A 21,456-nucleotide genomic window follows, 5' to 3' on the forward strand; every position below is an offset into this window, starting at 1 on the left:
TGTGTGTGCCGCAGTGTGCGGAAAAGCCGAAGGGCCGGCCCAGGTGGGCCGGCCCTTCGGTTCGTTCGTCGGGGTCAGTCGCCACCGCGGAGGATGGCGAGGATGCGCAGGATGTTCCAGTAGAGCCAGACCAGGGTGACGGTCAGGGCGAACGCGGCCCGCCAGGCCTCGTTCTGCGGGGCGCCGTCGCGGACACCACGCTCGATCAGGTCGAAGTCGAGGATCAGGTTGAAGACCGCGAGTCCGGCACCGAGCGCGGCGAACACCAGGCCCATCACGCCGAAGCCGGCGATCCCGGTGTTGACGCCGAACAGGCTGACGATGAAGTTGATCAGGATCACGCCGGCGAAGCCCATCGTCGCGATGATCACCATCCTGGTGAACCGCGGCGTCACCTTGATCGCGAAGTACTTGTACGTCGCCAGCGTCAGACCGGCCGTCACCAGGGTGGCGAGCACCGCCTGCACGATGATGGCCGAGTCACCGACCCAGTTCGCGATGAACTTGCTGCCGATCCCGAGGAAGACGCCCTCGGCCGCGGCGTACACCATCACCAGTGCCGGGTTCACCTTGCGGGAGAACGACAGCACCATCGCGAGGATGAAGGCCAGCAGAGCACCGGCCAGGAACGCCGGGGTGACCAAGCTGACCGGGATCGTGTTCCAAGCGATCACGGCGACAACCGTCACGACGCCCAGAGTGGCTGCGGTCCGGACGATCACGTCGTCCATCGTCATCGGGCGGCTGCCGGCCGGAGCACCTTGGTACTGCTGCGACGGGACACCTGGCCCGCCGGAGCCGTACGGACCAGGCTGGCCGTACGGAGCGGCGCCCGGATACGCCTGGCCGTGGCCAGGCGCAAACGCACTCGACCGGTTCAGGACCGGGTTACTGCTCTGCATGTCATCCTCCTGGGGACCCACATCCGGGGCCGTAGCGAGATACTACGGTCCCAGCCTTAACAACATCTGAGAATCGACGCGTTGTTCCCCAACCGAAATCCCCCGAGGAAAACGGTTGCACGAGACAATCGATTCCCGATGCGAATGCCCTACCCCCGTACGTCGTATTCGGCGCGGGAGGCGTGAATTTGGTGGGCGTGGGTGACGGACCACTCGGCGATGGCGGTCGTGAGGTGACCGGCTTCGACGCCCAGTGGGGTGAGGGCGTACTCGACGCGGACGGGGACGGCCGGATAGAGGGTGCGGGTGACGAGGCCGTCGCGCTCGAGGGTGCGGAGGGTCTGCGTGAGCATCTTCTGGGTGACCCCGTCGAGCAGCCGCCGGAGCTCGTTGAAGCGCAGCGGGCGGTCGAACCGGCGCAGCGCGCCGAGCACGTAGAGGGCCCACTTGTTCGCCAGTACGTCGATGACCGTGCGGGACGGGCAGTCGCGCCCGTAGGTCTTCACCCAGTCATCGAATGCGGTATCCATGAGGTACCTAGATACCAAACAAGTGCCTTCTTCACAATGGATACCACCGACGCCGAGGATGGGGGCATGACGATGCGCGCCCTCACCCAGCACACGTTCGGCGGTCCGGAGGTCCTCGAGATCGCCGAGGTCGACCGACCCACCCCTGGCCCTGGCGAGGTCCTGATCCGGGTCCGCGCCGCTGGGGTGAACCCGAGTGACTGGAAGGTGCGCTCCGGTCTGCTCCCCCGCTTCGGTCCGCCGCCGTTCGTCCTTGGTCTCGACTTCGCAGGCATCCGCGAGGACACCGGCGAGGAGCTCTACGGCGTCGTCTACCCACCTCGAGGCGCGTACGCCGAGTTCACTGTCGCGAGCGTGGATCGCTTGGCCCGCAAGCCGTCCACGGCCGACTGGGTCCACACGGCGGCGCTTCCCACCGCGGGGTTGACGGCGTACCAGCCTTTGGTTGGCATCGCGAAGATCGGGCCGGGTGCTCGGGTACTGATCCACGCCGCGGCGGGCGGTGTCGGCCACCTCGCCGTCCAGATCGCCAAGGCCCGCGGTGCTTACGTGATCGGGACCGCTCGCGCGGTGAAGCATGACTTCCTGCGCGGGCTCGGCGCCGACGAATTGATCGACTACACCACGACCGACTTCACCACCGCGGTCCGCGACGTCGACGTCGTACTGGATCCGATCGGAGCCGAGTACGCCGTACGGTCGCTCGACGTACTGACGCCGGACGGCATCCTGCTCGATGTCCGCGGGACCGGGCCGGACCGCAGCGAGGTCCGTGCGAAGGCCGCGGCTCGTGGGCTCCGGTACGAGGAGTTCCGGATGGCTCCGGCGACGGACGACCTGGACGCGATCGCGCGGCTGGTGGATGACGGTGAGTTGCGGGTGGCGGTGGAGCAGGTGTTTCCGCTGGAGCATGCCGCGAAGGCTCATGAGCTCAGCGAGAGCGGCCGCGTCGCCGGGAAGATGGTGCTCACGGTCTGACGGCGTCGTGCCTGTATGGGCAGGCACGACGCCGGACCGGCGGCCACCCGGGACGTCTTGCTCCCGCAGGCCGGTCAGAGGGGACGGCGCAGTGCTGTCAGAGGTGCGGGTGCAGTGCCTCATGGCTGGAGAGGGCGGCGCCGACCTGGTCCGCCAGGGCGACAGCGACGAGGCGCTGCTCGAGGTCGGGGCGGACGATCCGGGCGGCCGCGGTGAGCAGGAAGCGGCCGCGCGTCTCGCCGGCGTGCTGGACGGCGAGCACGATCTCGGAGTTGGTCGGCAGACCGTCGCGTTCGACCTTCAGTTCGTGGCTGCCGCGCGTCACGGAGCCGTCCGCGTTCAGCCGCGGCGCCTGCGTTTGCTTGTCCCCGGCAACGAACTTGACCCCGTCGATCCCCAGTACGGCGGTCAGCTCGGCGCGCACCTGCTCGATCAGGTCGTCCGTGGACCCACCGGCCGCGACCGCCTGCGAGGTGGTGATCACGCCGTCCAGGTAGCCGAGATGCCGGGACGCCCGGGCTTGTTGCCTGCGGCCCCAGATCGCGATCTCGGTGACCGCGGTACCGATCAGCACCAGCAACACGGTCAGCTCGACGTCGGAGCTGCTGTTGATCGTGAAGGTGTTGTACGGCACGGTCAGGAAGAAGTCGAACCACACCGCGCTCGACACCGCCGCCAGCACCCCGGCGAGCCGGATGCCGAACGCCGCGACCGCGACGATCACCACCACCAGCAGCAGGGCGGCGTTCGCGTTGTCGAAGTTGTCGCGAAACGGGGTCAACAGCGCACAAACGGCCGGAGGCACGAGCAGCGAACCCGCCAGCACCAGATTGCGGTAACTCTCCACACTCCTATTCACTCTCGCAACACCCCGCCGATCAACCTTTCTCACAGAGCTCTGTCGCGCTTACCGTGGTCCGATGCCCGAGATCACCCGCGTCCGGCCCGCCGAGGACGCCGACGAACGCAGTACGCTCACCGGCCTGCTCGACTTCCTGCGCTCAACCGTCGAGCTCAAACTCACCGGTCTGACCGACGCCCAGGCGTTCGCCCGACCGGTCCATCCGTCCGCACTGACACCGGCGGGCATCGTCAAACATCTGACCGCGGTGGAGCGGTTCTGGTTCGCGATCGACTTCGCGGGTCTCGACATCGAGTGGCCGTGGACCGAGGAGGATCCGCACGGCGGTTTCCCGATCGCTCCCGACGACACGGTCGATAGCGTGCTGGCGGCGTACCGGGCTGAATGCGCCCGCTCGCGCGAGATCACGGCGGCGGCCGCCTTCGACGATCGCGCCCGCTCGGACGGCATGACCTTCACGCTTCGGTACGCCGTCGCCCACCTGATCGAGGAGACCGCTCGCCACCTCGGCCACCTCGACATCCTCAGAGAGTCGACCGACGGTCAGGTGGGCGAGTAAAACCTGTCGCGGGCGATGCAGCCGGTGCATAGGTTGGTCGGTCATGGCAGAGCCTTACCGCATTCGCCCGGCCTCGGCGGCCGACATCGCGTTCCTCACGCACGTGACCCTCGAAGCGACCCGCGCCCAGGGCCGCCTGGCCGCCGACGTCGACGAGGCGGAGTGGCACGCCGGTTTCGGCGCGTGGCACCGTGAGCTGCTCGAGGACGAGTCGTCCACGCTGAGCGTGATCGAGCTCGACGGCCGCCCGGTCGGCCGTCTCCGGGTCAGCCGGACCACGGAGTCCATCCAGCTCAACGGGATCCAGCTCCTGCCGGAGGTCCAGAACCGCGGGATCGGTACGGCGATCATCACCGGACTGCAGTCCGAGGCCGCGAGTACCGGCGTACCGCTGGATCTCGGCGTGGAACGGGACAACCCGGACGCTCGCCGGCTGTATGACCGCCTCGGCTTCCGCAAGATCGGCGAGGAAGCCGATGGGGACAAGCTCCGGTGGCTCTCACCCGCCGCGGCCCGGCAGAACGAGATCTGGAACGCCGACACAGCGCGGAGGTACGACACCCCGGGCAGTGGGATGTTCGCGGCCGACGTACTCGGGCCGACCGTGGATCGGCTGGCCGAATTGGCCGGCGATGGCCGGGCACTCGAGTTCGCGATCGGCACCGGGCGGGTCGCCGTACCGCTGGCGGAGCGCGGCGTGCCGGTCAGCGGGATCGAGCTGTCCACGGCGATGCTCGAGCAACTGCGGACGAAGGCCGATGAGGCCGCGATCCCGGTGACCGTCGGCGACATGTCCGCCGTCCGCGTGCCGGGCGAGTTCACCCTCGTCTATCTGGTCTACAACACGATCTCCAACCTGCTCACGCAGGAGGAGCAGGTCGCGTGCTTCCGGAACGCCGCCCGCCACCTCTCCCCCGGCGGCCGCTTCGTGATCGAGCTCTGGGTCCCCGAACTCCGCCGCCTCCCACCCGGCATCCCGGCCACGGTCGGGGTCGCCGACTCCGGGTACATCCTCTTGGACACGTACGACGTACTGCAGCAACACGTCGTCTCACACCACTTCCACTTCGGCGAAGGCACCCAGGCAGAGCTCTTCCGCAGCCCACACCGCTACATCTGGCCCGCCGAACTCGACCTGATGGCCCAACTAGCCGGCCTAACCCTCGAATCCCGCCACGCCAACTGGACCGGCACCGAGTTCACCGCCGACTCCCCCTCGCACGTTTCCGTCTACCGGCTGCCTGAGGAAGACACTGGTGGCCATGTCCACTGACCCGCTGTTCACCCGCCTGGCGCCCGTACTGAACGTGTCAGACCTCGCCGCGGAGCGCGCCTTCTACGAGAAGCTCGGGCTGCCGGTGATCTACGAGGGCGACGAGTACCCCGACTTCATCGCCTTCGGAACGGACACCATCAACTTCGGCATCCAGCAGGCCGACGCAGACAACGATCCACCCAGCGTCCTCACCTGGCAGATCGGCGTCTCCGACGTCGACGCCGCCGTCGAACTCTGCCGGACCGCGGGACTCGACTACGAGCTCGAGGTCAACGAGCCGGCCCCCGGCTGGCGGTACCGCCGCCTCCTCCTCCAAACCCCCAGCGGCTACCGCCTCGCCCTGGAAGGCGAGTCCGAGTAGATGGGGCCTCATCACCCGCGAGTACGAGGTGCGCTCACGCCGGCCACGTCCGGCGAACCGCGGCACCCGGCGCCAACCCCCGCTGGTTAGTGAACCCCGTCTGATGGGTCAGCCCACGAGACGGTGGGTCAGCCCACGAGACGGTGGGTTGGCCGACCGGACGGTGGGTTGGCCAACCGGACTCTGGTGGGGCAACCCGCACGCTGATGGGCTGACCCATCGGAGTGCGCTGGGTCAGTCGATTCCAGGACCAGGCAGCGCGCGGTGTGAACGCAGCGTTTCCTGGCTCGGCATCAAGGTCTTCGTCGGGCCGGCGAGGGGTGGCTTGCGGTTGTGTGTCGGTGCGGGTTGGCGCTGGTCGGGCGGGGGTACGGGCCTCACCATGAGGGGATGAGAGGTCACCCGGAGGGGGACTGTTCGGTGGGTGAGATCACCCGCGAGAGGGTTTGTGAAATCTTTCACGAGTGCTTAGCGTTGAAGTGAACATGAAGTCTGAAGACCACTCAGGGAGAGTGAACCGCATGACTGCCCAAGTGCCGCACATCCTCGTCGTCGGAGGCGGTTACGTCGGGATGTACACCGCGTACGGCCTGCGCCGGGCGGCTCGCAAGGGCCGGATCCGGGTGACCGTGGTCGACCCGCGGTCGGTGATGACCTACCAGCCGTTCCTGCCAGAGGCCGCGGCCGGCTCGGTGGAGCCGCGGCACGTCGTGGTGCCGCTGCGCAAGACCCTCAAGGGCTGCCGGGTGGTGACCGGCCGGGTGACCGGGATCGACCACGCCCACAAGGTCGCCAAGGTGATGCCCGAGGAGGGCCCGGAGTACGAGCTGGCCTACGACCAGATCGTGGTCGCGCTCGGCTCGATCGCCCGGACGCTGCCGATCCCCGGCCTGGCCGACGAGGCCACCGGGTTCAAGAACGTCGAAGAGGCGATCGCCCTGCGCAACAAGGTGCTGGACCGCCTCGACGTCGCGTCGTCCCAGCCGGACCCGGTGCTGCGCAAGTCCGCGTTGACCTTCGTCTTCATCGGCGGCGGGTACGCCGGTGTCGAGGCGTTCGCGGAGCTCGAGGACATGGTCCGCTACGCGACCCGGTACTACGACAACATCAAACCCGAGGACATGCACTGGGTGCTGGTCGAGGCCACCGACCGAATCCTGCCCGAGGTCGGCCCGGATCTCGGCAAGTACACCGTGGACCAGCTCCGCAAGCGCAACATGGACATCCGGCTGGAGACCCGGCTGGAGTCCTGCGAGAAGGGCCACGTCGTACTCAGCGACGGCGATGAGTTCGACGCCGACACGATCGTCTGGACGGCCGGCGTGAAGGCGAACCCGGCTTTGGCCGCGACCGACTTCCCGCTGGACGAGAAGGGCCGCGTCAAGGCGCTGGCCAACCTGCGGATCGAGGGTGTCGCTGACGCCTGGACCGCCGGCGACAACGCCGCCGTACCCGACCTGACGAGCGAGACCGGCGCGTACTGCGCTCCGAACGCCCAGCACGCCGTACGCCAGGCCCGCCAGCTCGCCGCGAACATCCTCCGGGTGGTCGACGGGCAGCCGCCGCAGGACTACGAGCACAAGTACGTCGGCTCGGTCGCGAGCCTCGGTCTGCACAAGGGCGTCGCCCAGCTGTACGGCGTGAAGGTCAAGGGCTGGCTGGCCTGGTTCCTGCACCGGACCTACCACGTGTCCCGTGTCCCCACCTTCAACCGCAAGGCACGCGTCATCCTCGACTGGACGCTGGCGCTGTTCTTCCGCCGCGAGGTCACCAGCCTCGGCAGCCTCCAGACCCCGAACGACGAGTTCCGCCGCGCGACCCAATCCTGAGTTGCTATCTGAGTCCTTACGTCCGAAGAAGTGTGGGCTGTAACCCACACTTCTTCGGACGTTACGGAGTGGTGGCGCGACGTTGCCTAGTGCAACAGATCGGCGTCGTGGACCAGGAGCGCGATCTGCACGCGGTTGTTCAGGTCGAGTTTGGTCAGGATGCGGGAGACGTGCGTCTTCACGGTCGGGACGCTGAGGTAGAGGGTCGCGCTGATCTCGGCGTTCGACTTGCCCTCGCCGACCGCGACGGCGATCCCCCGCTCACGGTCGTTCAGGCCGGCGAGACGGGCGACCGCCTTGGCCTTGCGGTTGTCCTGACCTGAGGCGGCGACCCTGGTGATCAGCCGCTTGGTGACGGCCGGCGAGAGTACGGGCTGGCCGGCGGCCACCCGCCGTACCGAATCGACGATCTCGGCCGGCGGGGTGTCCTTGAGCACGAAGCCGGCGGCCCCGGCACGGAGTGCGCGCAGCACGTGCTCGTCGGCGTCGAACGTGGTCAGGATGACGACCTCGGGCGCGCCCGGACGCCGCCGGACGGCCTCCGTCGCGGTCAGGCCGTCGGTGCCAGGCATCCGGATGTCCATCAGGATGACGTCCGGCGCCAACTGGTCGATCAGCCCCTGTACGCCGCTGCCGTCACCGGCCTCGCCGACCACGCGGATGTCGGGCGCGCCGCCGAGCATCAGCTTCAGCCCAGCGCGCAGCAGCGGATCGTCGTCGACAATCAGGACCCGAATACTCATCCACGTCCTCGGTTCGCTCCGGGCCCGGCCGAGGCACGAGATCGGCTGTGCTTGATGCTGAGCTCGCTCATGCCGGCCACGGTAGCCAGGCGAAGAGCCGGAACTCGCCGTCGGGGGTGCGGCCGTGCTCGATCCGTCCCTCCACCAGGGCGGCGCGCTCGGTCAATCCCTTCAAACCTTGCCCGTCCCCGCGTCTGCGGTTCGGCGCGGGGTTGCGGAGCTCCACCTCCAAGCCGTTGCCCGGGGCACCGGATACGGTGATCTGGACCGGCTCGCCTGGCGCGTGCTTGAGCGCGTTGGTGAGCCCCTCCTGCACGATCCGGTACGCCGTCCGCCCGACGTGCTCGGGTAGTGCGCCGGGCGCGTCCAGCACCAACTCCACCGGCAGCCCGGCCTTGCGCGAGCCCTCCACCAACACGGGCAGATCGGCGAACGTCGGCTGCGGCAGCTCCCCCACCGGGGCCCGCAGTACGCCGATCACCTCGCGAAGGTCCTGCAACGCCTGGTGCGCGCTGGCCCGGATGATCTCGGCAGCCCCGGCGACCTCCGCGGTGGACGCGTCCGGGCGATAGGCCAGCGCGCCGGCATGCACGCTCAGCAGGGACAGGCGATGGCCGAGTACGTCGTGCATCTCGCGGGCGATCTCCTCCCGAGCCCGCAGCTGGGCCTGCTCGGCCTCCAGCTTGGCGACGGTCTCGGCGCGTTCGGCGCGATCCCGCAGAGTCTGCAGGAGCTGGCGGCGCGATCGGATGTAGAAGCCCCAGCCGGCCACCGCGATGTAGATCGCGATGGCGGCGACCATCAGCGCTGTTCCATCGGCCTTGTGCCGGACCTGGATGTAGACGAGCAGGCTGACCGCGTTGGCCACGAAGATCAGTAGCGACGTACGCCAGGGCTTGTGGATCGCGACCGTCATGATCAGGACCAGCGCCGCCCCGCTGGCCGCCTCGGAGTAGATCGTGACCACGGCCGCCACCAGGGCCAGCTGGACCGGCCATCGGCGCCGGAACCAGAGCGTCAGGCACAGCGCCATCCCCGACACGAAGTCGAACGCGAGCAGGCCCCGGTGGACGGGGTCGCTCTCGCCCTCACTGAATGTCCAGATGCCGAACAGGATCGCGAGAACGAAGACGATGCTGTCCACGATCCAGTCCCGCCTGCTGCGACGGCGATGTGTGGACCCGGTCATGTCCCGAATCTAGCGGTGCGTAAGCGCTCTCCAGGGCAGTTGTGGCTGTCCGCATACCGAAGTCGCTTTCTTGAGCTACTTAGGTCGGCGGTAGGTTTCCGGGCATGAGTCAGCTCGCCGTCACCGTCATCGGCCCGGATCGCCCGGGCATCATCGCGGACGTCACCGAGGCCCTGGCCGGGACCGGGGTCAACCTCGAGGACTCCACCATGACGCTGCTGCGCGGTCATTTCGCCATGATGATCGTCTGCTCCGGACCGTACGACGAGGTGAAGTCCGCACTCGAGCCACTGCGCGGTGAGCTGGTGATCACGGTGCGCCGGGTCGGCCCCGAACACGAGCACGCGCCGATCGGAGCGCCGTACATGCTGAGCGTGCACGGCGCCGACCGGCCCGGGATCGTGGCCGCCGTGACGCGGATGATCGCGTCGGCGGGCGGAACGATCACGGACCTGGCGACCCGGCTGAGCGGGGAGCTGTACGTGCTGACCGCGGAGGTCGAGCTGCCGCCGTCCGCCGAGCTGGACATGCTCTACCGCGCACTCGACATCACCGCCGAAGAGCTCGGCGTCGGCGTCACCTTGCGGCCGGCCGAGAGCGACGACCTGTGACCGTGGCCGAACTGATTTCCGGCTGGACTCCTTCGCAGCTCGGCGTGGCCGGTGAGGTTCTGGACGTGGTCCGCGCCCCGCACCCCGTCCTGGCGACCGAGGGCGCGACCGTGGATCCGCTCGATCCGGCGATGATCCAGCTCGCGGCGGATCTGGTCGCAACCATGCGGGTGTCGCCGGGTTGCGTCGGTCTGGCGGCGCCCCAGGTCGGCGTGGCGGCGCAGATGTTCGCTCTCGACGTGACCAATCACCCGAAGGCGCGCACCCGCCACGGCGTCTTCGTGCTCTGCAACGCCGTCGTGGTCGAGGCAACCCGGCAGGAGAAGGGCCGCGAGGGCTGCATGTCCGTCCCCGACTTCACCGGCGACGTCAAACGCGCCACCCGCCTGACCGTCACCGGCGTCCTCCCCGGTACGACGGACGCCCTCACCATCACCACCGACGCCTTCGAGGCCCGCGCCCTCCAGCACGAGATCGACCACTGCAACGGCCAACTCTTCCTCGACCGCGTCGCCGGCGCCCACGCCGTCTACCCCCGCAAGGTCTACAAGTAACTTGTAACCTCAAGGCGAGCCGGCTGGCCCGGGTGGCGGAACGGCAGACGCAGCGAGCTTAAACCTCGCGGCCCTCACAGGCATACGGGTTCGAATCCCGTCCCGGGCACCATCCTCTGACCTGCGAAGATGCGTTGCGGGGAATATTAGCCAGGCTGAAAGAACACCCGCGATAGTTGCAACAGCGGTTGCAGTTGTCAGTGCAGTCCGAAGGCAGCCGATTTGGATGTGGGGATGTCTCCTGGACGTTTCCGGCTGCCCGGCACGCATGTCACAGCGGCTCCAACGGCGCATTCGGAAGGACTTCGTGGCGCGCCGAGGGCGGTCCGTCAGATGAAGGGACCCTTCATCCGACGTGCGTTGCCCGCTCCGAGGTTCGCTCGGCTGCGGAGCACGGACTCGAACGCGTCGGGCTTGTCGGGGGTGACGATCGGACTGACCCTGCGTCCGAGGTCGACGACAAAGCCGGCCGTCTTGTTCGGTCGCTTCCTGTCGAGGTTGGCCCAGTACCGCGGGTTGCCCGTTCCCCAGAAGCGCCACTTGCCGGACCAAACGCCCTTGATCTCGATGCGTTGGAGGCCTTGGATCCGCGCGTACGGAACGCGCTTGGTACCGAATGGGAAGTAGTAGGAGCGGATCTCCAGCCGGTCGGTGCCGCACACGATCATGCCGTCGTCGTAGGTGTCGGTCACACTCGAATTTTATCTCCGCTTCGAAGCGCGAACATGCCGCGATCCGTGCTTTCGACTGTCGCAGATCACCTGGCGGACGGCTGCCGGATGGCCGTCCGTGCACCTCAGCCGTCTCGGTTGCAGTTCGACCGCGTTCGGTCGCGTTCAGGCGGCGTGCACGGCCCGGGCGACCGAGGCGACACGAACCCGTGCGGATCGCCCCGAACACGGCCAGGTCGAACCTAAACCTCGCGGCTCTCACAGGCATACAGGTTCGAATGCCGTCCGGGGCAGTAGTAGTGGAACTGGTCCATGTCCTCGTCATCGATCCTGCGCAAAGGCCTTTCGATCGACAACTGCCGGACGAACGCCGACCCTGGGATTGCACGGCAACACACTCATCCAGGGAGCCGCGGTCCGCGATGTTGCGAGACTGATGGCAGACCGCCGGCACTCACCAACTTGCCGTTCCAGTCGAGCGCTTTCCTACGCGAGCGTGGCTGCAGGTCATCGATCGAGGTTGGTGAGCGGCAGCTGCCCGCGCCCGCACGCCAGTCCCGGGCGACCCCCACCGAAATCACGCCGCCGCCGGTACGCCGGGCAGCGGTCGCAGCGCGAGGCCGTGGACCCCGAACAGGGACCGTGAACAGGAAATAGCGTGTTCAAGGTCCCCACCGCGTGACCCAGCTCCCCACTCCAGGCCAGCGAGCACCTCGGCAACTCGTCGCCGCCGAAGCCACCATCACGGACTCCACCTGTCTACTAGTGCCTCGCCAGGAAACGTCGAGGTCGTTACCGCACTCGCCTTCCGCCCGGGGCAATTTCGGGGGAGAACCTCGCAGCTGCACCCTTCTACCCACCGCATACCCGGGGTGAAGGGACCAGATCAGGGGTGAACCCCGCACCTGGCCGCCAGGTCCGGCTTCGGGATGGTGGTCACTGCGGATTACCTCCCCAACCTTGCTTGACGCGGCGCTAGCACGATCCGTGCTTTCGACCGTCGCGCGTCACGTGTACACGGTGCACCCTTGAGTGTCGTGTGCCACCTGATGTCCTACGATTCCGTGCCTCCTGATGGGCCGATGCAGAGGTCCGCCATCCGGCTCACTCAGTCGTCGTTCCGTTTGTCGAGCGGAATGCGCACTACGGAATCTGCAAGGCCGGAAGGCCCTCCTGTCAGGCCTGCAATGAACTCCCGAGGCTCGGAATACATGTCACCATCGCACGGGCTGAGCACGCTCCTCGTGCCTGTCATTCAGCATCTTCGTGCGTTGCGTCCGTCGTCGCGGGGATGGTCTGTGCGGTCATCGCGCGGTCTTCCGCGGATGCACCCACGAGCTGCCAGCGCCGATATACGTCGACTGAACGGTGTTGCTCGACGTACCCGCCGTCCGTGCGCCGGACTACGCGGCCGGTCTCGACGCCGAGCACCGCGATCTGCGTATCCCGTTCCTGCAGCCCGGTGCAGATGCGGCGGGTGATCACCAGTGCGGCGGGCGGGCCCAGGACCACGAGGACCTGGAAGACGTGCAGGAGTGAGTTGACCGAGAGGTGGAACTGCACGGCTATGGTGTCGGCGCCGGCTGCGGCCCAGAGGATGCCATAGAAGGTGACGCCGGCGACTCCGATGCCGGTTCGGGTCGGGTTGTTGCGTGGCCGCTCGAGCAGGTGGTGATGCCTGCGGTCGCCGGTCAGCCGCTCCTCGATGAACGGGTAGACGGCGACGAGTGCAAGGAACAGCGTGCAGACCGTGACCGGCATCAGCACGGCCAAGCTGAACGTTTTGCCCCACCAGACGAATTCCCAGCCTGGCGCCAGCCGAAGCGAGCCGTCGAGGAAGGCGAGATACCACGCCGGGCCGACACCGGCCGAGGTGTTCGCCGGATCCGCAGGGCCGTACAGCCACACCGGATTGATGGTCGCCGTCGCGGCCATGAGGATCGTAACCCCCGCGACGAAGCAGAACAGGCCAACGCTCTTGACCGCGGCCACAGTCGCCGGACGGCCCACCACGTTGTCTTCCGTTCGCCCGGGTTCGGCGAGCTGCGCGGGCTTGTGCCTGAGCGCGAGGACCGCACCGACAACGAAGAGGACGACAAGTAGGGCGGGCAGGACGACGATGTGCAACGGGTAGAACCACGAGAGCACATCGCCCGGGAACTGCCCACCGAACAGCAGGGCCGAGAGGCCAGAGCCGACGAGCGGAGTCGCCTGCAGGACACCGTCGAGTACGGCGAGGCTCGTGCCGGACGCCATGTCGTCCGGGAGTGAAGTGCCGGTGAGGCTTGCGGCCAGCATGACGATGAGCAGCCCGACGACAACGAGCCAGTTCAGGCGCCGTGGCCGACGGAACCCGGCGGTGAAGAACAGCCGCAACAAGTGCAGCGTGATCGCCGCCATCATGATCAGCGTGGCCCAGTGATGGATCTGGCGGATCAGCAGCCCACCGCGGACCTCGAAGGTGATCGCCATGGTCGAATCCAGTGCCCGCGACATCTCTACGCCGTGCAGCGGTGCGTACGGTCCGTCGTACACGACGTGACCGACCGACGGTTCGTAGTACACCGTCAGGACCACGCCGCTGAGTACGATCACGACGAAGCTGTAGAAGGCGATCTGCCCGAACAGCAGCGACCAATGGTCGGGGAATACCCTTGCTCGCAGGTTGCTCCATGGGCGCTTCATGGCTCGACCCTCCTTGGTCATCCTCCACGCTCGGCCGCAATCCGCGGTCATCCATACGACGCCGCAGCCATCGCGCCTGTGACGTCCCGTGTCGCACATCACGCTCACGTCAGCGCTGGATCGGACAACGCCGGCTCTCCTTGAAGGCGTCTGGGAAATGTGACTGCCGGGCTGCGGGCGTGCTGACACGATTTCGGTCGTGATTGGTGTTGGGGCGTCGGACTGCTTGCTTGTGACGGGGATGCCTGGCGCCGGGAAGTCGACTGTGCAAGGCTGGTTGCCCAGCGGCTGGAGCGTTCCGCTCGGCTCGGCGGCGACGGGCTGAACGCGATGATTGTCAATGGCTTCGTCTGGGCGCTGGGCGAGCCTGCCGATGAAGCGGCGCGGCAGGTGGAGCTGTTGCACCGCAATCTGTGCGCGCTGGCGAACAACTTCTCCGACGCCGGGTTCACGCCCTTGATCGATGCGACGGTGCCGTCCCGCGAGAAGCTGGACTTCTTCCTTGATCTCCTCAGTGCCCGGCGGGGCTTGTTCGTTGTCCTCGCGCCGGGCATCGACGCTTGCCAATACCGCAACACCATCAGGGATCCCCGTGAGCGATTCGACTTCGACGACTACGAGACCCTCGACGCCGACATGAAGCGCGAGTTTGGCGATGTCGGCTGGTGGTTCGACACCGCGACCCTTACCCCCGATCAGACCGCCGATCGCATCGTCCGCGAAGCAAGCCGTCGCGCCCCTGTGAACTGACCGCGGACCCCATGCGGGAGGACTGCCCGGTCGCTGACACGGTACCCGTCAGGCGTTGGTCGGGTCGGCTGCTCTGGCGGCCTGCTCGATCTTTGCGCGCTGCTCCTTCCAGAAGGCCGCGTCGTGCCTTTGCACGGCCATGCTCTCCGCGTCCGTTCCCACCGCTCCGTCGAGTCCTTCGCGAAGGATGTCGGCGTGGCCGGCGTGCCGACTGGTCTCGGCGAGCATGTGGACCAGGATGTCGAACAGTTTCACCTCGGGGCGCGGCCACCACGCAACGTGGCCAGGGGCATCGATAGCGAGCGCTTTGATCGTCGCGTCGCTGTGGTCCCACACTCGCCGGTACCGGTCGATGATGTTGCTGCGGGACTCGTACTCGGTCGCCCACATGTCGGCGAGGCGCTCGGCCTCGACATCCCAGCGGGGCAACGGTTCGGGGAAGGGACGATCGAAGACCTCGCCGAAGTACCTGGCTTCCCAGGTCGCCAAGTGCTTGATCAAGCCCAGGAGGTTGGTCCCGGTAGTGGTCAGCGGGCGGCGGGCGTCGTACTCCGAGAGCCCATCTACCTTGGCGAGCATCGCCTCGCGGATATGTTGCAGGTAATCGTGCAGATATGCCTTCGCGAAGTCGTCGATCATGAGACAGGACCCTGCCACTCGCTCCCGGTGGGATCAACCGCCTCTTTGTGGAGATGGCACCGCCGCCGGCCCCCGAGCGCCGGCGGGCGGTGCGGCTCGTCAATTGCCGGTGTTGATCACCTCGGTGAGGGCACTCACATTGAGGGTTTCGGATCCGCCGCAGGTACCGCTTCGGCGGGTCAGAGAACCGCGCAGGTCGTAGACGCCGTCCGGGAATTCCATGACACCGTTGACCGTGCCGGTGTACCGACACGTTCCCTTGGACGTGGTGATGTTCAGGTCGACGCCGTCGATCGTGTAGCCGCGATCCTTCAGGAGGTCGAGGGTCCACGGCAGGGCGTTGGGCGTCACCCGGGTGCCGTCGTTGCAACTGACGATGAAGTTGTCGATGGCAGCCTTCACCTCGCCGCCGCCGTCGTCAGCTGTCACCCGACCGCTGAACTGGTTCCCGCATTCGGCCAGGACGCTGTTGTCCGAGTTGATGAACTCCATTCCGGTGCTGGTGAATCCATGGACCGACTTTGCCGCGGCGGATGCCGACGCCTGGGGCGCGGCCGCGAACGCCAGTGCGGCTGCCGCGGCTCCGGCGGCGATGCGGACCTTCACCAGACTCGTGCTGTCGATGGTCATGCCTCTCCTCTGCTCTGCTTTGTACTGGGTAGCTGGGCGCCAGGTTGCAGACGCGGCCACTCATACGCAGGGCACCGGTCAGATGGTTCAACCGTCAGAGGCCGGCGATCGACTTCGCGCGGGTGAGGACTGCATCGAGCATTGGTTCGGTGAGTTTGCCGGTGAAGGTGTTTTGTTGGCTGGGGTGATAGCAGCCCAGGACGGTGACTTCGCCGTACGGCGTTTCGATGGGGTGCTCTACGGCGTGGCCGAAGGGTGGGCGGGGTTTGGGGACGGTGCCTCCTACTGTGGCCAGGGCGGCGAGGAGGGCGTCGTAGCCGAATTTGCCGAGGCAGATGATGGCTTGCGTGGTGGGGAGGACGAGCTCGAGTTCGCGGCGGAACCAGGGAGCGCAGGTGTCGCGCTCTTCGGGGGTGGGCTTGTTGGCGGGTGGGGCGCAGCGGACGGCCGCGATCATGCGCGTGCCGATCAGGTGGAGGCCGTCGCCGGCGTGTTCGCTGGTGGGCTGGTTGGCCAGGCCGACGCGATGGAGGGCGGCGAACAGCCAGTCGCCGGAGCGGTCGCCGGTGAAGACGCGGCCGGTGCGGTTGCCGCCGTTGGCCGCTGGGGCGAGGCCGGCGATCAGGATCCGCGGATCGGCGGCACCCCAGCCCGGGATCGGGCGGCCCCAGTACGGCTGGTCGGCGAAGGACTTTCGCTTGCTGACGGCAACGTCTTCCCGCCACTCGACGAGACGCGGACAGGCGCGGCAGACGGACACGCGCGCCTCCAGCTCCCGCAACTCTGCGGTCGCCGCCAACCGCAGCACCCCGGACGCATCCTCCGCCACCGGAGTACGTCGTACGGCGGGATCCTCCGGCCACCCGGTCCCCGGCGGCACCGGACTCTCGAACAACTCCCCCGTCAACGGATGCGGCAGCTTCATCCCCTCAGACTAGGGACATGAGCGTCATCGGAGTGGTCGCGTCGGCAACCGGCGGCGTCGAGCAGTTGCGGGAGGGGCTGGTCAGGCCTCTGCTCGATCGGGAGCATCAGGTGGCGATCACCGTCACGCCGACGGCGGCCGCGTGGATCGCGCCGGCTGAGCGGTGGGAACTGGAACGGATCACCGGACTGCCGGTGCGGTCGCAGCCCCGGCGTCCCGGGGAGGCTCGGCCGCACCCACCGATCGACCTGTTCGTGGCGGCTCCGGCGAGCGCCAACACGGTTGCCAAGCTGGCCCTCGGGATCGGCGACAACCAGGCGTTGAGCGTGCTTTCGGAGGGACTCGGCAGTACGCCGATGGTCGTGTTCCCGAAAGTGAACGCGGCCCACGCGAGGCATCCCGCGTGGGCCGGTCATCTGGACACACTGCGCGAGGCAGGCGTCGTACTGGTGGAGTGGGAGTTGCTGGAGCCGCGGACCGAAGCCAAGCGGGAGTTGCCGTGGGACCGAGTCCTCGCGGCAGTCGACGGGTTAGCCGACCAGTTCTTCCAGGGCCGGCTCCGCGACCGTGGGGCGGGGGTGGCGGATGGTGGGGATGGCTAGGGCGAGGAGGACGGCGGCTGCGGCGAAGGTGGAGAGGAGGAGAAAGGTGTCGGTGAAGCCGGATTCGGCGGGGAGGCCGTTGGGCTGGAGGTGGCCGGTGATGATCGAGCTGGCGAGGGCTGTGCCGATCGAGCCGCCGATGGTGCGGATGTTGGCGTTCATGCCGGTGGCGACGCCGGTCTGCTCACGCGGGACGCTCTGAACGATCAGGCTGGTCATCGAGGCGTACGCAAGCCCGAGCCCGACGCCGAAGAGCGCGGTCGACAGCGCGACCTGCCACGGCTGGTCGTGGAACTCCGCGAACGCGAGCGCCGCGACCAGGATCAGCGCGGAACCCCAGACCACCTGGGCCTTCACGTGGAACCGCGGCGCCAACGGCCCACTGAGCGAACCGGTGATGGCCATCGTGACCAGCATCGGCAGCATCAACAGACCGGCCTGCGTGACACTCGAGCCGAAACCGAACCCGGCAGCCTTCGGGATCTGCATGAACTGCGGCACGAACGCGTACACCGCGAACATCGCCGCACCGAACAGCAGCGCCACCAGGTTCGTCGTCCAGACGGCCGGCAGCCGCATCATCCGCATGTCGATCAGCGGGTTCCGCGACCGCAGTTCCACGGTGATCCAGGAAATCAGCAGTACGACGGCGGCCGCGAACAATCCGATTGTCAACAATGAACCCCAACCCCAGGACCGGCCCGCACTCAGCGGCAACAGCAGCGCTACCAGCCAGCCGGACAGCAACGTGGCGGCCAGCCAGTCGATCCGGCCGGGCACCTTGTTCGGCGACTCGGGGACGTAGCGGCGGACCATCACCGCGGACACCGAGATCACGACCATCGGGATCCAGAACAGCCAGCGCCACCCGAGCGACTGCACGATCGGGCCGGCCAGGACGATGCCGAGACCGCCACCGGCGGCGATGATCGCCGACACCACGCCGACCACGGACGGCACCCGCTCCGACGGGAACTCGTCCCGGATGATGCCGAACGACAGCGGGAACACCGCTCCGCCGACACCTTGCAGCACGCGGGCTCCGATCAGTACGGCGATGTTCGGGGCCAGCGCGGCGAGCAGACAGCCGACCGCGAGCGCGATCAGCGCGATCAGGAGCGTGCGCTCCTTGCCGTGCATGTCGCCGATCCGGCCGAGCAGTGGGGTCGCCACCGAGACCGACAGGAGCAATGCGGTGAACACCCAGGTGACGGTGCTCGGAGTCGTGTGCAGGTCATGCTGAATAACGGGCAGCGCCGGGCTCACCAGCGACTGCAACATCGAGAACGAGGCCACGACCGTCGCCAGCACAGCCAGCGTCAGTCGCGGAGAAGTTGTGTTTCCAGGCATGCAAAAGTCCTTCGAAAGGGAGGTGTGCGCGCCGGACTAAAGCGCAGAAGTTCCCCGGCCTGGTAAAGTCGAGGTATGCCTCCACTATAACGGAGGGGTGCCTCCGGTTTCAACTGGTTAGGGTGAACGCGTGGTGAATGAGCAGTCCAGGCCGGCGTTGCAGGTCGACGTACGGCGGCCGACGCGGGCCGATGCGCGGCGGAACTTCGACGCGTTGCTGGGCGCTGCGCGGGACGCGTTCGCCGGCAAGGGAGCCGACGCGTCGCTGGAGGACATCGCCCGCCAGGCCGGCGTCGGGATCGGCACGCTGTACCGCAACTTCCCGACCCGGCAGGACCTCTTCAACGCCGTGTACTTCGGTGAGATCGAGGAGCTCTGCCAAGCGGCCGAGGACGTCGCCGACCTGCCGCCGTGGGAGGCCCTGACCACCTGGCTGCGCCGCTTCGTCCAGTACGCCGCGACCAAGCGCGCGATCTGGGAGTCGCTCAACCGCGACTCGGACCGGTTCAAGACGGCCCGGGAGGCGATGTACGCCGCCGGTGCGCCGCTGTTCGAGCGCGCGCAGGAGGCGGGGGAGGCGCGCAACGACGTCAGCTTCGACGACCTGCTGCGGATGGTCAGCGGACTGACCGCAGCCGGCTTCGTGGACGACGACCAGCGCGTCCGGGTGCTCGAGATCGCCCTCGACGGCGTCCGCGCCCGCTGATCACGACGGCGCGACGCCCACATTCCAGGCGTTCCCCGGGGTCTGGATCTTCCCGGCTTACGGGATCACCGCACTGGCGGGTCCGCCACCCGCCAGCAGGTCCAGGGCCCGGTCAGCCGAGCGAGAGCGCGACACCATCGAGGATGTCGTGCTCGGACACGATCACCTCGCCGACCGTCATCCGGTCGAAGAGCCGCTGCAGGATGAGCGCTCCGGCGCCGATCACATCCACGCGTCCGGGATGGATGGTGGGTACGGCGGAACGCTCAACGCGACTGGAGTTCGTCAACCAGGTGGTCGCGGCGCGAAGGTCAGCGCGGGCGAGTCGCGCGTGGTGGACCGCGGCCCGGTCGTACTCCGGAAGCCCAAGAGCGACCGCAGCGACGGTGGTGACAGTCCCGCCGACCCCGATCAGCGCGCGGGCATCCCCGAGCGGGACTGTGGTCGTGTCCAGGAATGCGTCCGCGTCCTTGGCGATGGCGTCGAGTTCGTCGGGCGTCGTGGGGTCTGATCTGACATGCCGCTCGGTCAACCGCACCGAACCGATGTCGAGCGACTCCGCCGCGATCACGCCGTCGGCGTCGCCCAGGACGAGTTCGGTCGAGCCGCCGCCGATGTCCGCGACGAGGTAGGGCCCGGGGAGACCGAGCGATGCCGTGGCGCCGCGGAAGCTGAGCTCGGCCTCCTCCGCACCCGAGATGATCTCCGGCTCCACACCGAACCGCTCCCGGATGCCGGCGAAGAACTCGTCCCGGTTGCTCGCATCCCGAGCCGCCGAGGTCGCCACGAATCGCGTCCGCGCGACGCCGGCCGCCCGGATCACGGCGGCGAAGTCGTCAGATGCCGTGAAGACGCGCTCCAGCGCTTCCGGAGCGAAGGATCCGGTCGCATCAACGCCTTGCCCGAGGCGGACGATCGTCATCCGCCGATCGACCTCGACGAGCCGACCGTCGACCAGGTCGGCAATCAGCAAGCGGATCGAGTTCGTCCCGCAGTCGACGGCCGCAACCCGTTCAGACACACGGACCTCGGCGGCCCCAGTCCTCCAGGGCTTCCAGGGCCTCGTCGCCGAGGGGATTGACTCCGGGGCCGGCGGCGAGTGAGTGACCGACCAGCACGTGCAGGCACTTCACGCGGTTGGGCATGCCGCCGGCGGTGATGCCGGCGATCTCCTCGACGTGCTGGATGGACTCGCGGTGGGCCAGGTAGGACTCGTGGGCCGCCCGATAGCGCGCGGCCAGGTCCGGATCACTGCCCAGGCGGTCGGTCATTTCCTTCATCATGCCCTCGGCCTCGAGCGTACCGATCGCGGACGCGAGTCGCGGGCAGGTCACGTAGTACGTGGTCGGGAACGGCGTACCGTCCGGCAGTCGCGGCTCGGTCTCCACCACATCCGGCAGGCCGCAGCTGCAGCGGTGCGCGATGGCGCGGATGCCCCGCGCGGTCCGGCCCAACTGCTTGCTGACCGCTTCCTCATCCGCGGGACTGACGCTCACCGGGTCGCCTTCGGTGACGGCGTGATGATCGGCTTCGGGGTCGGTTTGGCCGGAGTCGGCGTCGTCGCCGGGGCCGGCGGGTTGCCCGCTCCCTCGACACTCCCCCACAGCTTCGTGTACCAGGTCGGCTTCTGTGCGTCCGTCGTACCGTCTGTCGGGGCCGAAGGCTCGGGCGGCGCACCCAGCGGCTTCCCGTCCGCGCCGATCACGCGGTAGCCGACCTCGCCCGGCATCACCCAGCCGAGCCGCTGCCGCGCCTGCGCCTTCACGAACGCGTCGTCGTCCCAGCGGGCGATCTCGTCGTTCAGCTCGTTGACCCGCTTCTCCCGGTCCCGGATCTCCTGCTGCAGCGCGGTGACCTGCTGGTGCTGGTCGAACCACACCCGCAGGCTCTGCGCGTACGACACGATCAGCGCACCGAGCACGAGCAGTACGACGGCCGCCCGGCCGGTGAGGTTGCGGGAGCCCCGGGTCCGGACCGGGCCGGCCGGGGTCCCCGTCGTACGGCGTTTGGGCTGGTCGCCCCGACGCGCCGGTGGCCGCGACTGGGTCCGGCTCGACGGACGCGAGCCGGGGCGTGCACCGGATTCCCGGCGGGACGACGGCAT

The 21,456-nt window shown here is 68.0% G+C and carries 24 protein-coding genes and 1 tRNA gene; 11 read left to right on the forward strand and 14 right to left on the reverse strand.

Annotation, left to right across the window (positions count from 1 at the left end; translation table 11 throughout):
• Nucleotides 1-74: 74 nt before the first annotated feature.
• Both OG555_RS04625 and OG555_RS04630 read right to left on the reverse strand, forming a co-directional pair.
• The gene (locus tag OG555_RS04625; RefSeq protein ID WP_329481426.1) at nucleotides 75-902 is read right to left on the reverse strand and encodes a Bax inhibitor-1/YccA family protein; all 828 of its coding nucleotides are present in this window, start codon (nucleotides 900-902) and stop codon (nucleotides 75-77) included.
• 149 nt (nucleotides 903-1,051) lie between these two features.
• Nucleotides 1,052-1,432, reverse strand: a complete 381-nt coding sequence (locus OG555_RS04630; protein ID WP_329481427.1) for a winged helix-turn-helix transcriptional regulator — start codon at nucleotides 1,430-1,432, stop codon at nucleotides 1,052-1,054.
• A 66-nt stretch (nucleotides 1,433-1,498) separates the two neighbouring features.
• On the opposite strand from OG555_RS04630, the gene OG555_RS04635 reads away from it, so the two are divergent.
• Complete coding sequence (locus OG555_RS04635) at nucleotides 1,499-2,410, forward strand: NADP-dependent oxidoreductase (RefSeq protein ID WP_329481428.1); 912 nt, start codon at nucleotides 1,499-1,501, stop codon at nucleotides 2,408-2,410.
• Between the two features lie 97 nt (nucleotides 2,411-2,507).
• Here the strand turns inward: OG555_RS04635 and OG555_RS04640 are convergent, their stop codons facing one another.
• The gene (locus OG555_RS04640; protein ID WP_329481429.1) at nucleotides 2,508-3,269 is read right to left on the reverse strand and encodes a DUF4118 domain-containing protein; all 762 of its coding nucleotides are present in this window, start codon (nucleotides 3,267-3,269) and stop codon (nucleotides 2,508-2,510) included.
• Between the two features lie 61 nt (nucleotides 3,270-3,330).
• Here OG555_RS04640 and OG555_RS04645 point away from each other — a divergent pair, with 61 nt between their 5' ends.
• The 4 genes from OG555_RS04645 (at nucleotide 3,331) to OG555_RS04660 (ending at nucleotide 7,297) form a co-directional block, all read left to right on the forward strand.
• Nucleotides 3,331-3,831, forward strand: a complete 501-nt coding sequence (locus OG555_RS04645) for a DinB family protein (RefSeq protein WP_329481430.1) — start codon at nucleotides 3,331-3,333, stop codon at nucleotides 3,829-3,831.
• Nucleotides 3,832-3,874: 43 nt separating this feature from the next.
• Nucleotides 3,875-5,104 (forward strand): bifunctional GNAT family N-acetyltransferase/class I SAM-dependent methyltransferase, encoded by a 1,230-nt coding sequence (locus tag OG555_RS04650; protein ID WP_329481431.1) that lies wholly within the window; start codon nucleotides 3,875-3,877, stop codon nucleotides 5,102-5,104.
• Complete coding sequence (locus tag OG555_RS04655; RefSeq protein WP_329481432.1) at nucleotides 5,094-5,468, forward strand: VOC family protein; 375 nt, start codon at nucleotides 5,094-5,096, stop codon at nucleotides 5,466-5,468. Before OG555_RS04650 ends, OG555_RS04655 begins: the two co-directional genes overlap by 11 nt.
• 521 nt (nucleotides 5,469-5,989) lie before the next feature.
• The gene (locus tag OG555_RS04660; RefSeq protein WP_329481433.1) at nucleotides 5,990-7,297 is read left to right on the forward strand and encodes an NAD(P)/FAD-dependent oxidoreductase; all 1,308 of its coding nucleotides are present in this window, start codon (nucleotides 5,990-5,992) and stop codon (nucleotides 7,295-7,297) included.
• 86 nt (nucleotides 7,298-7,383) lie between these two features.
• On the opposite strand, the gene OG555_RS04665 is transcribed toward OG555_RS04660, so the two are convergent.
• Together OG555_RS04665 and OG555_RS04670 are read right to left on the reverse strand one after the other, a co-directional pair.
• On the reverse strand, nucleotides 7,384-8,040 hold the full coding sequence (locus tag OG555_RS04665; protein WP_329481434.1) for a response regulator transcription factor: 657 nt from the start codon (nucleotides 8,038-8,040) through the stop codon (nucleotides 7,384-7,386).
• A 67-nt stretch (nucleotides 8,041-8,107) separates the two neighbouring features.
• Complete coding sequence (locus tag OG555_RS04670; protein ID WP_329481435.1) at nucleotides 8,108-9,229, reverse strand: sensor histidine kinase; 1,122 nt, start codon at nucleotides 9,227-9,229, stop codon at nucleotides 8,108-8,110.
• Between the two features lie 104 nt (nucleotides 9,230-9,333).
• Between OG555_RS04670 and OG555_RS04675 the strand changes: the two genes are divergently transcribed.
• The 3 genes from OG555_RS04675 to OG555_RS04685 all read left to right on the forward strand — a co-directional run bounded on the left by OG555_RS04675 (nucleotide 9,334) and on the right by OG555_RS04685 (nucleotide 10,506).
• A complete protein-coding gene (locus tag OG555_RS04675) occupies nucleotides 9,334-9,840 on the forward strand; it encodes a glycine cleavage system protein R (protein ID WP_329481436.1) in 507 nt (168 codons plus the stop codon).
• A gap of 2 nt (nucleotides 9,841-9,842) precedes the next feature.
• On the forward strand, nucleotides 9,843-10,394 hold the full coding sequence (locus tag OG555_RS04680; RefSeq protein ID WP_329481437.1) for a peptide deformylase: 552 nt from the start codon (nucleotides 9,843-9,845) through the stop codon (nucleotides 10,392-10,394).
• A 26-nt stretch (nucleotides 10,395-10,420) separates the two neighbouring features.
• Nucleotides 10,421-10,506, forward strand: a tRNA-Leu gene (locus tag OG555_RS04685).
• Nucleotides 10,507-10,723: 217 nt separating this feature from the next.
• Here OG555_RS04685 and OG555_RS04690 read toward each other — a convergent pair.
• Nucleotides 10,724-11,086: a hypothetical protein gene (locus OG555_RS04690; protein ID WP_329481438.1), complete on the reverse strand. Its 363-nt coding sequence runs from the start codon at nucleotides 11,084-11,086 to the stop codon at nucleotides 10,724-10,726.
• Between the two features lie 1,230 nt (nucleotides 11,087-12,316).
• Nucleotides 12,317-13,750: a cytochrome bc1 complex cytochrome b subunit gene (gene qcrB / locus OG555_RS04695; protein ID WP_329481439.1), complete on the reverse strand. Its 1,434-nt coding sequence runs from the start codon at nucleotides 13,748-13,750 to the stop codon at nucleotides 12,317-12,319.
• A gap of 330 nt (nucleotides 13,751-14,080) precedes the next feature.
• Here qcrB and OG555_RS04700 point away from each other — a divergent pair, with 330 nt between their 5' ends.
• On the forward strand, nucleotides 14,081-14,500 hold the full coding sequence (locus OG555_RS04700; RefSeq protein WP_329481440.1) for a phosphotransferase: 420 nt from the start codon (nucleotides 14,081-14,083) through the stop codon (nucleotides 14,498-14,500).
• A 48-nt stretch (nucleotides 14,501-14,548) separates the two neighbouring features.
• On the opposite strand, the gene OG555_RS04705 is transcribed toward OG555_RS04700, so the two are convergent.
• From OG555_RS04705 to OG555_RS04715, 3 genes are all read right to left on the reverse strand, one after another.
• On the reverse strand, nucleotides 14,549-15,139 hold the full coding sequence (locus OG555_RS04705) for a DinB family protein (protein ID WP_329481441.1): 591 nt from the start codon (nucleotides 15,137-15,139) through the stop codon (nucleotides 14,549-14,551).
• A 99-nt stretch (nucleotides 15,140-15,238) separates the two neighbouring features.
• The gene (locus OG555_RS04710) at nucleotides 15,239-15,769 is read right to left on the reverse strand and encodes a hypothetical protein (protein ID WP_329481442.1); all 531 of its coding nucleotides are present in this window, start codon (nucleotides 15,767-15,769) and stop codon (nucleotides 15,239-15,241) included.
• 94 nt (nucleotides 15,770-15,863) lie between these two features.
• Nucleotides 15,864-16,694, reverse strand: coding sequence for a uracil-DNA glycosylase (locus tag OG555_RS04715; protein ID WP_329481443.1), 831 nt, complete (start codon nucleotides 16,692-16,694; stop codon nucleotides 15,864-15,866).
• A gap of 17 nt (nucleotides 16,695-16,711) precedes the next feature.
• Between OG555_RS04715 and OG555_RS04720 the strand changes: the two genes are divergently transcribed.
• Nucleotides 16,712-17,296, forward strand: coding sequence for a flavoprotein (locus OG555_RS04720; RefSeq protein WP_329481444.1), 585 nt, complete (start codon nucleotides 16,712-16,714; stop codon nucleotides 17,294-17,296).
• On the opposite strand, the gene OG555_RS04725 is transcribed toward OG555_RS04720, so the two are convergent.
• Complete coding sequence (locus tag OG555_RS04725) at nucleotides 17,225-18,646, reverse strand: MFS transporter (RefSeq protein ID WP_329481445.1); 1,422 nt, start codon at nucleotides 18,644-18,646, stop codon at nucleotides 17,225-17,227. The genes OG555_RS04720 and OG555_RS04725 overlap by 72 nt on opposite strands.
• 130 nt (nucleotides 18,647-18,776) lie before the next feature.
• On the opposite strand from OG555_RS04725, the gene OG555_RS04730 reads away from it, so the two are divergent.
• Nucleotides 18,777-19,352 carry a TetR/AcrR family transcriptional regulator gene (locus OG555_RS04730; protein WP_329481446.1) on the forward strand — a complete coding sequence of 192 codons (576 nt, stop codon included), beginning with the start codon at nucleotides 18,777-18,779 and terminating at the stop codon, nucleotides 19,350-19,352.
• Nucleotides 19,353-19,464: 112 nt separating this feature from the next.
• Here the strand turns inward: OG555_RS04730 and OG555_RS04735 are convergent, their stop codons facing one another.
• Genes OG555_RS04735 through OG555_RS04745 form a run of 3 tightly spaced genes read right to left on the reverse strand, consistent with a single transcriptional unit; the run spans nucleotide 19,465 to nucleotide 21,456 of the window.
• On the reverse strand, nucleotides 19,465-20,373 hold the full coding sequence (locus OG555_RS04735; RefSeq protein ID WP_329481447.1) for a Ppx/GppA phosphatase family protein: 909 nt from the start codon (nucleotides 20,371-20,373) through the stop codon (nucleotides 19,465-19,467).
• Nucleotides 20,366-20,848, reverse strand: coding sequence for a DUF501 domain-containing protein (locus OG555_RS04740; RefSeq protein WP_329481448.1), 483 nt, complete (start codon nucleotides 20,846-20,848; stop codon nucleotides 20,366-20,368). The genes OG555_RS04735 and OG555_RS04740 overlap by 8 nt, the downstream gene beginning before the upstream one ends.
• Nucleotides 20,845-21,456 (reverse strand): FtsB family cell division protein, encoded by a 612-nt coding sequence (locus OG555_RS04745; RefSeq protein WP_329481449.1) that lies wholly within the window; start codon nucleotides 21,454-21,456, stop codon nucleotides 20,845-20,847. The genes OG555_RS04740 and OG555_RS04745 overlap by 4 nt, the downstream gene beginning before the upstream one ends.

This window comes from Kribbella sp. NBC_01484 (assembly GCF_036227145.1).
GTDB lineage: Bacteria > Actinomycetota > Actinomycetes > Propionibacteriales > Kribbellaceae > Kribbella.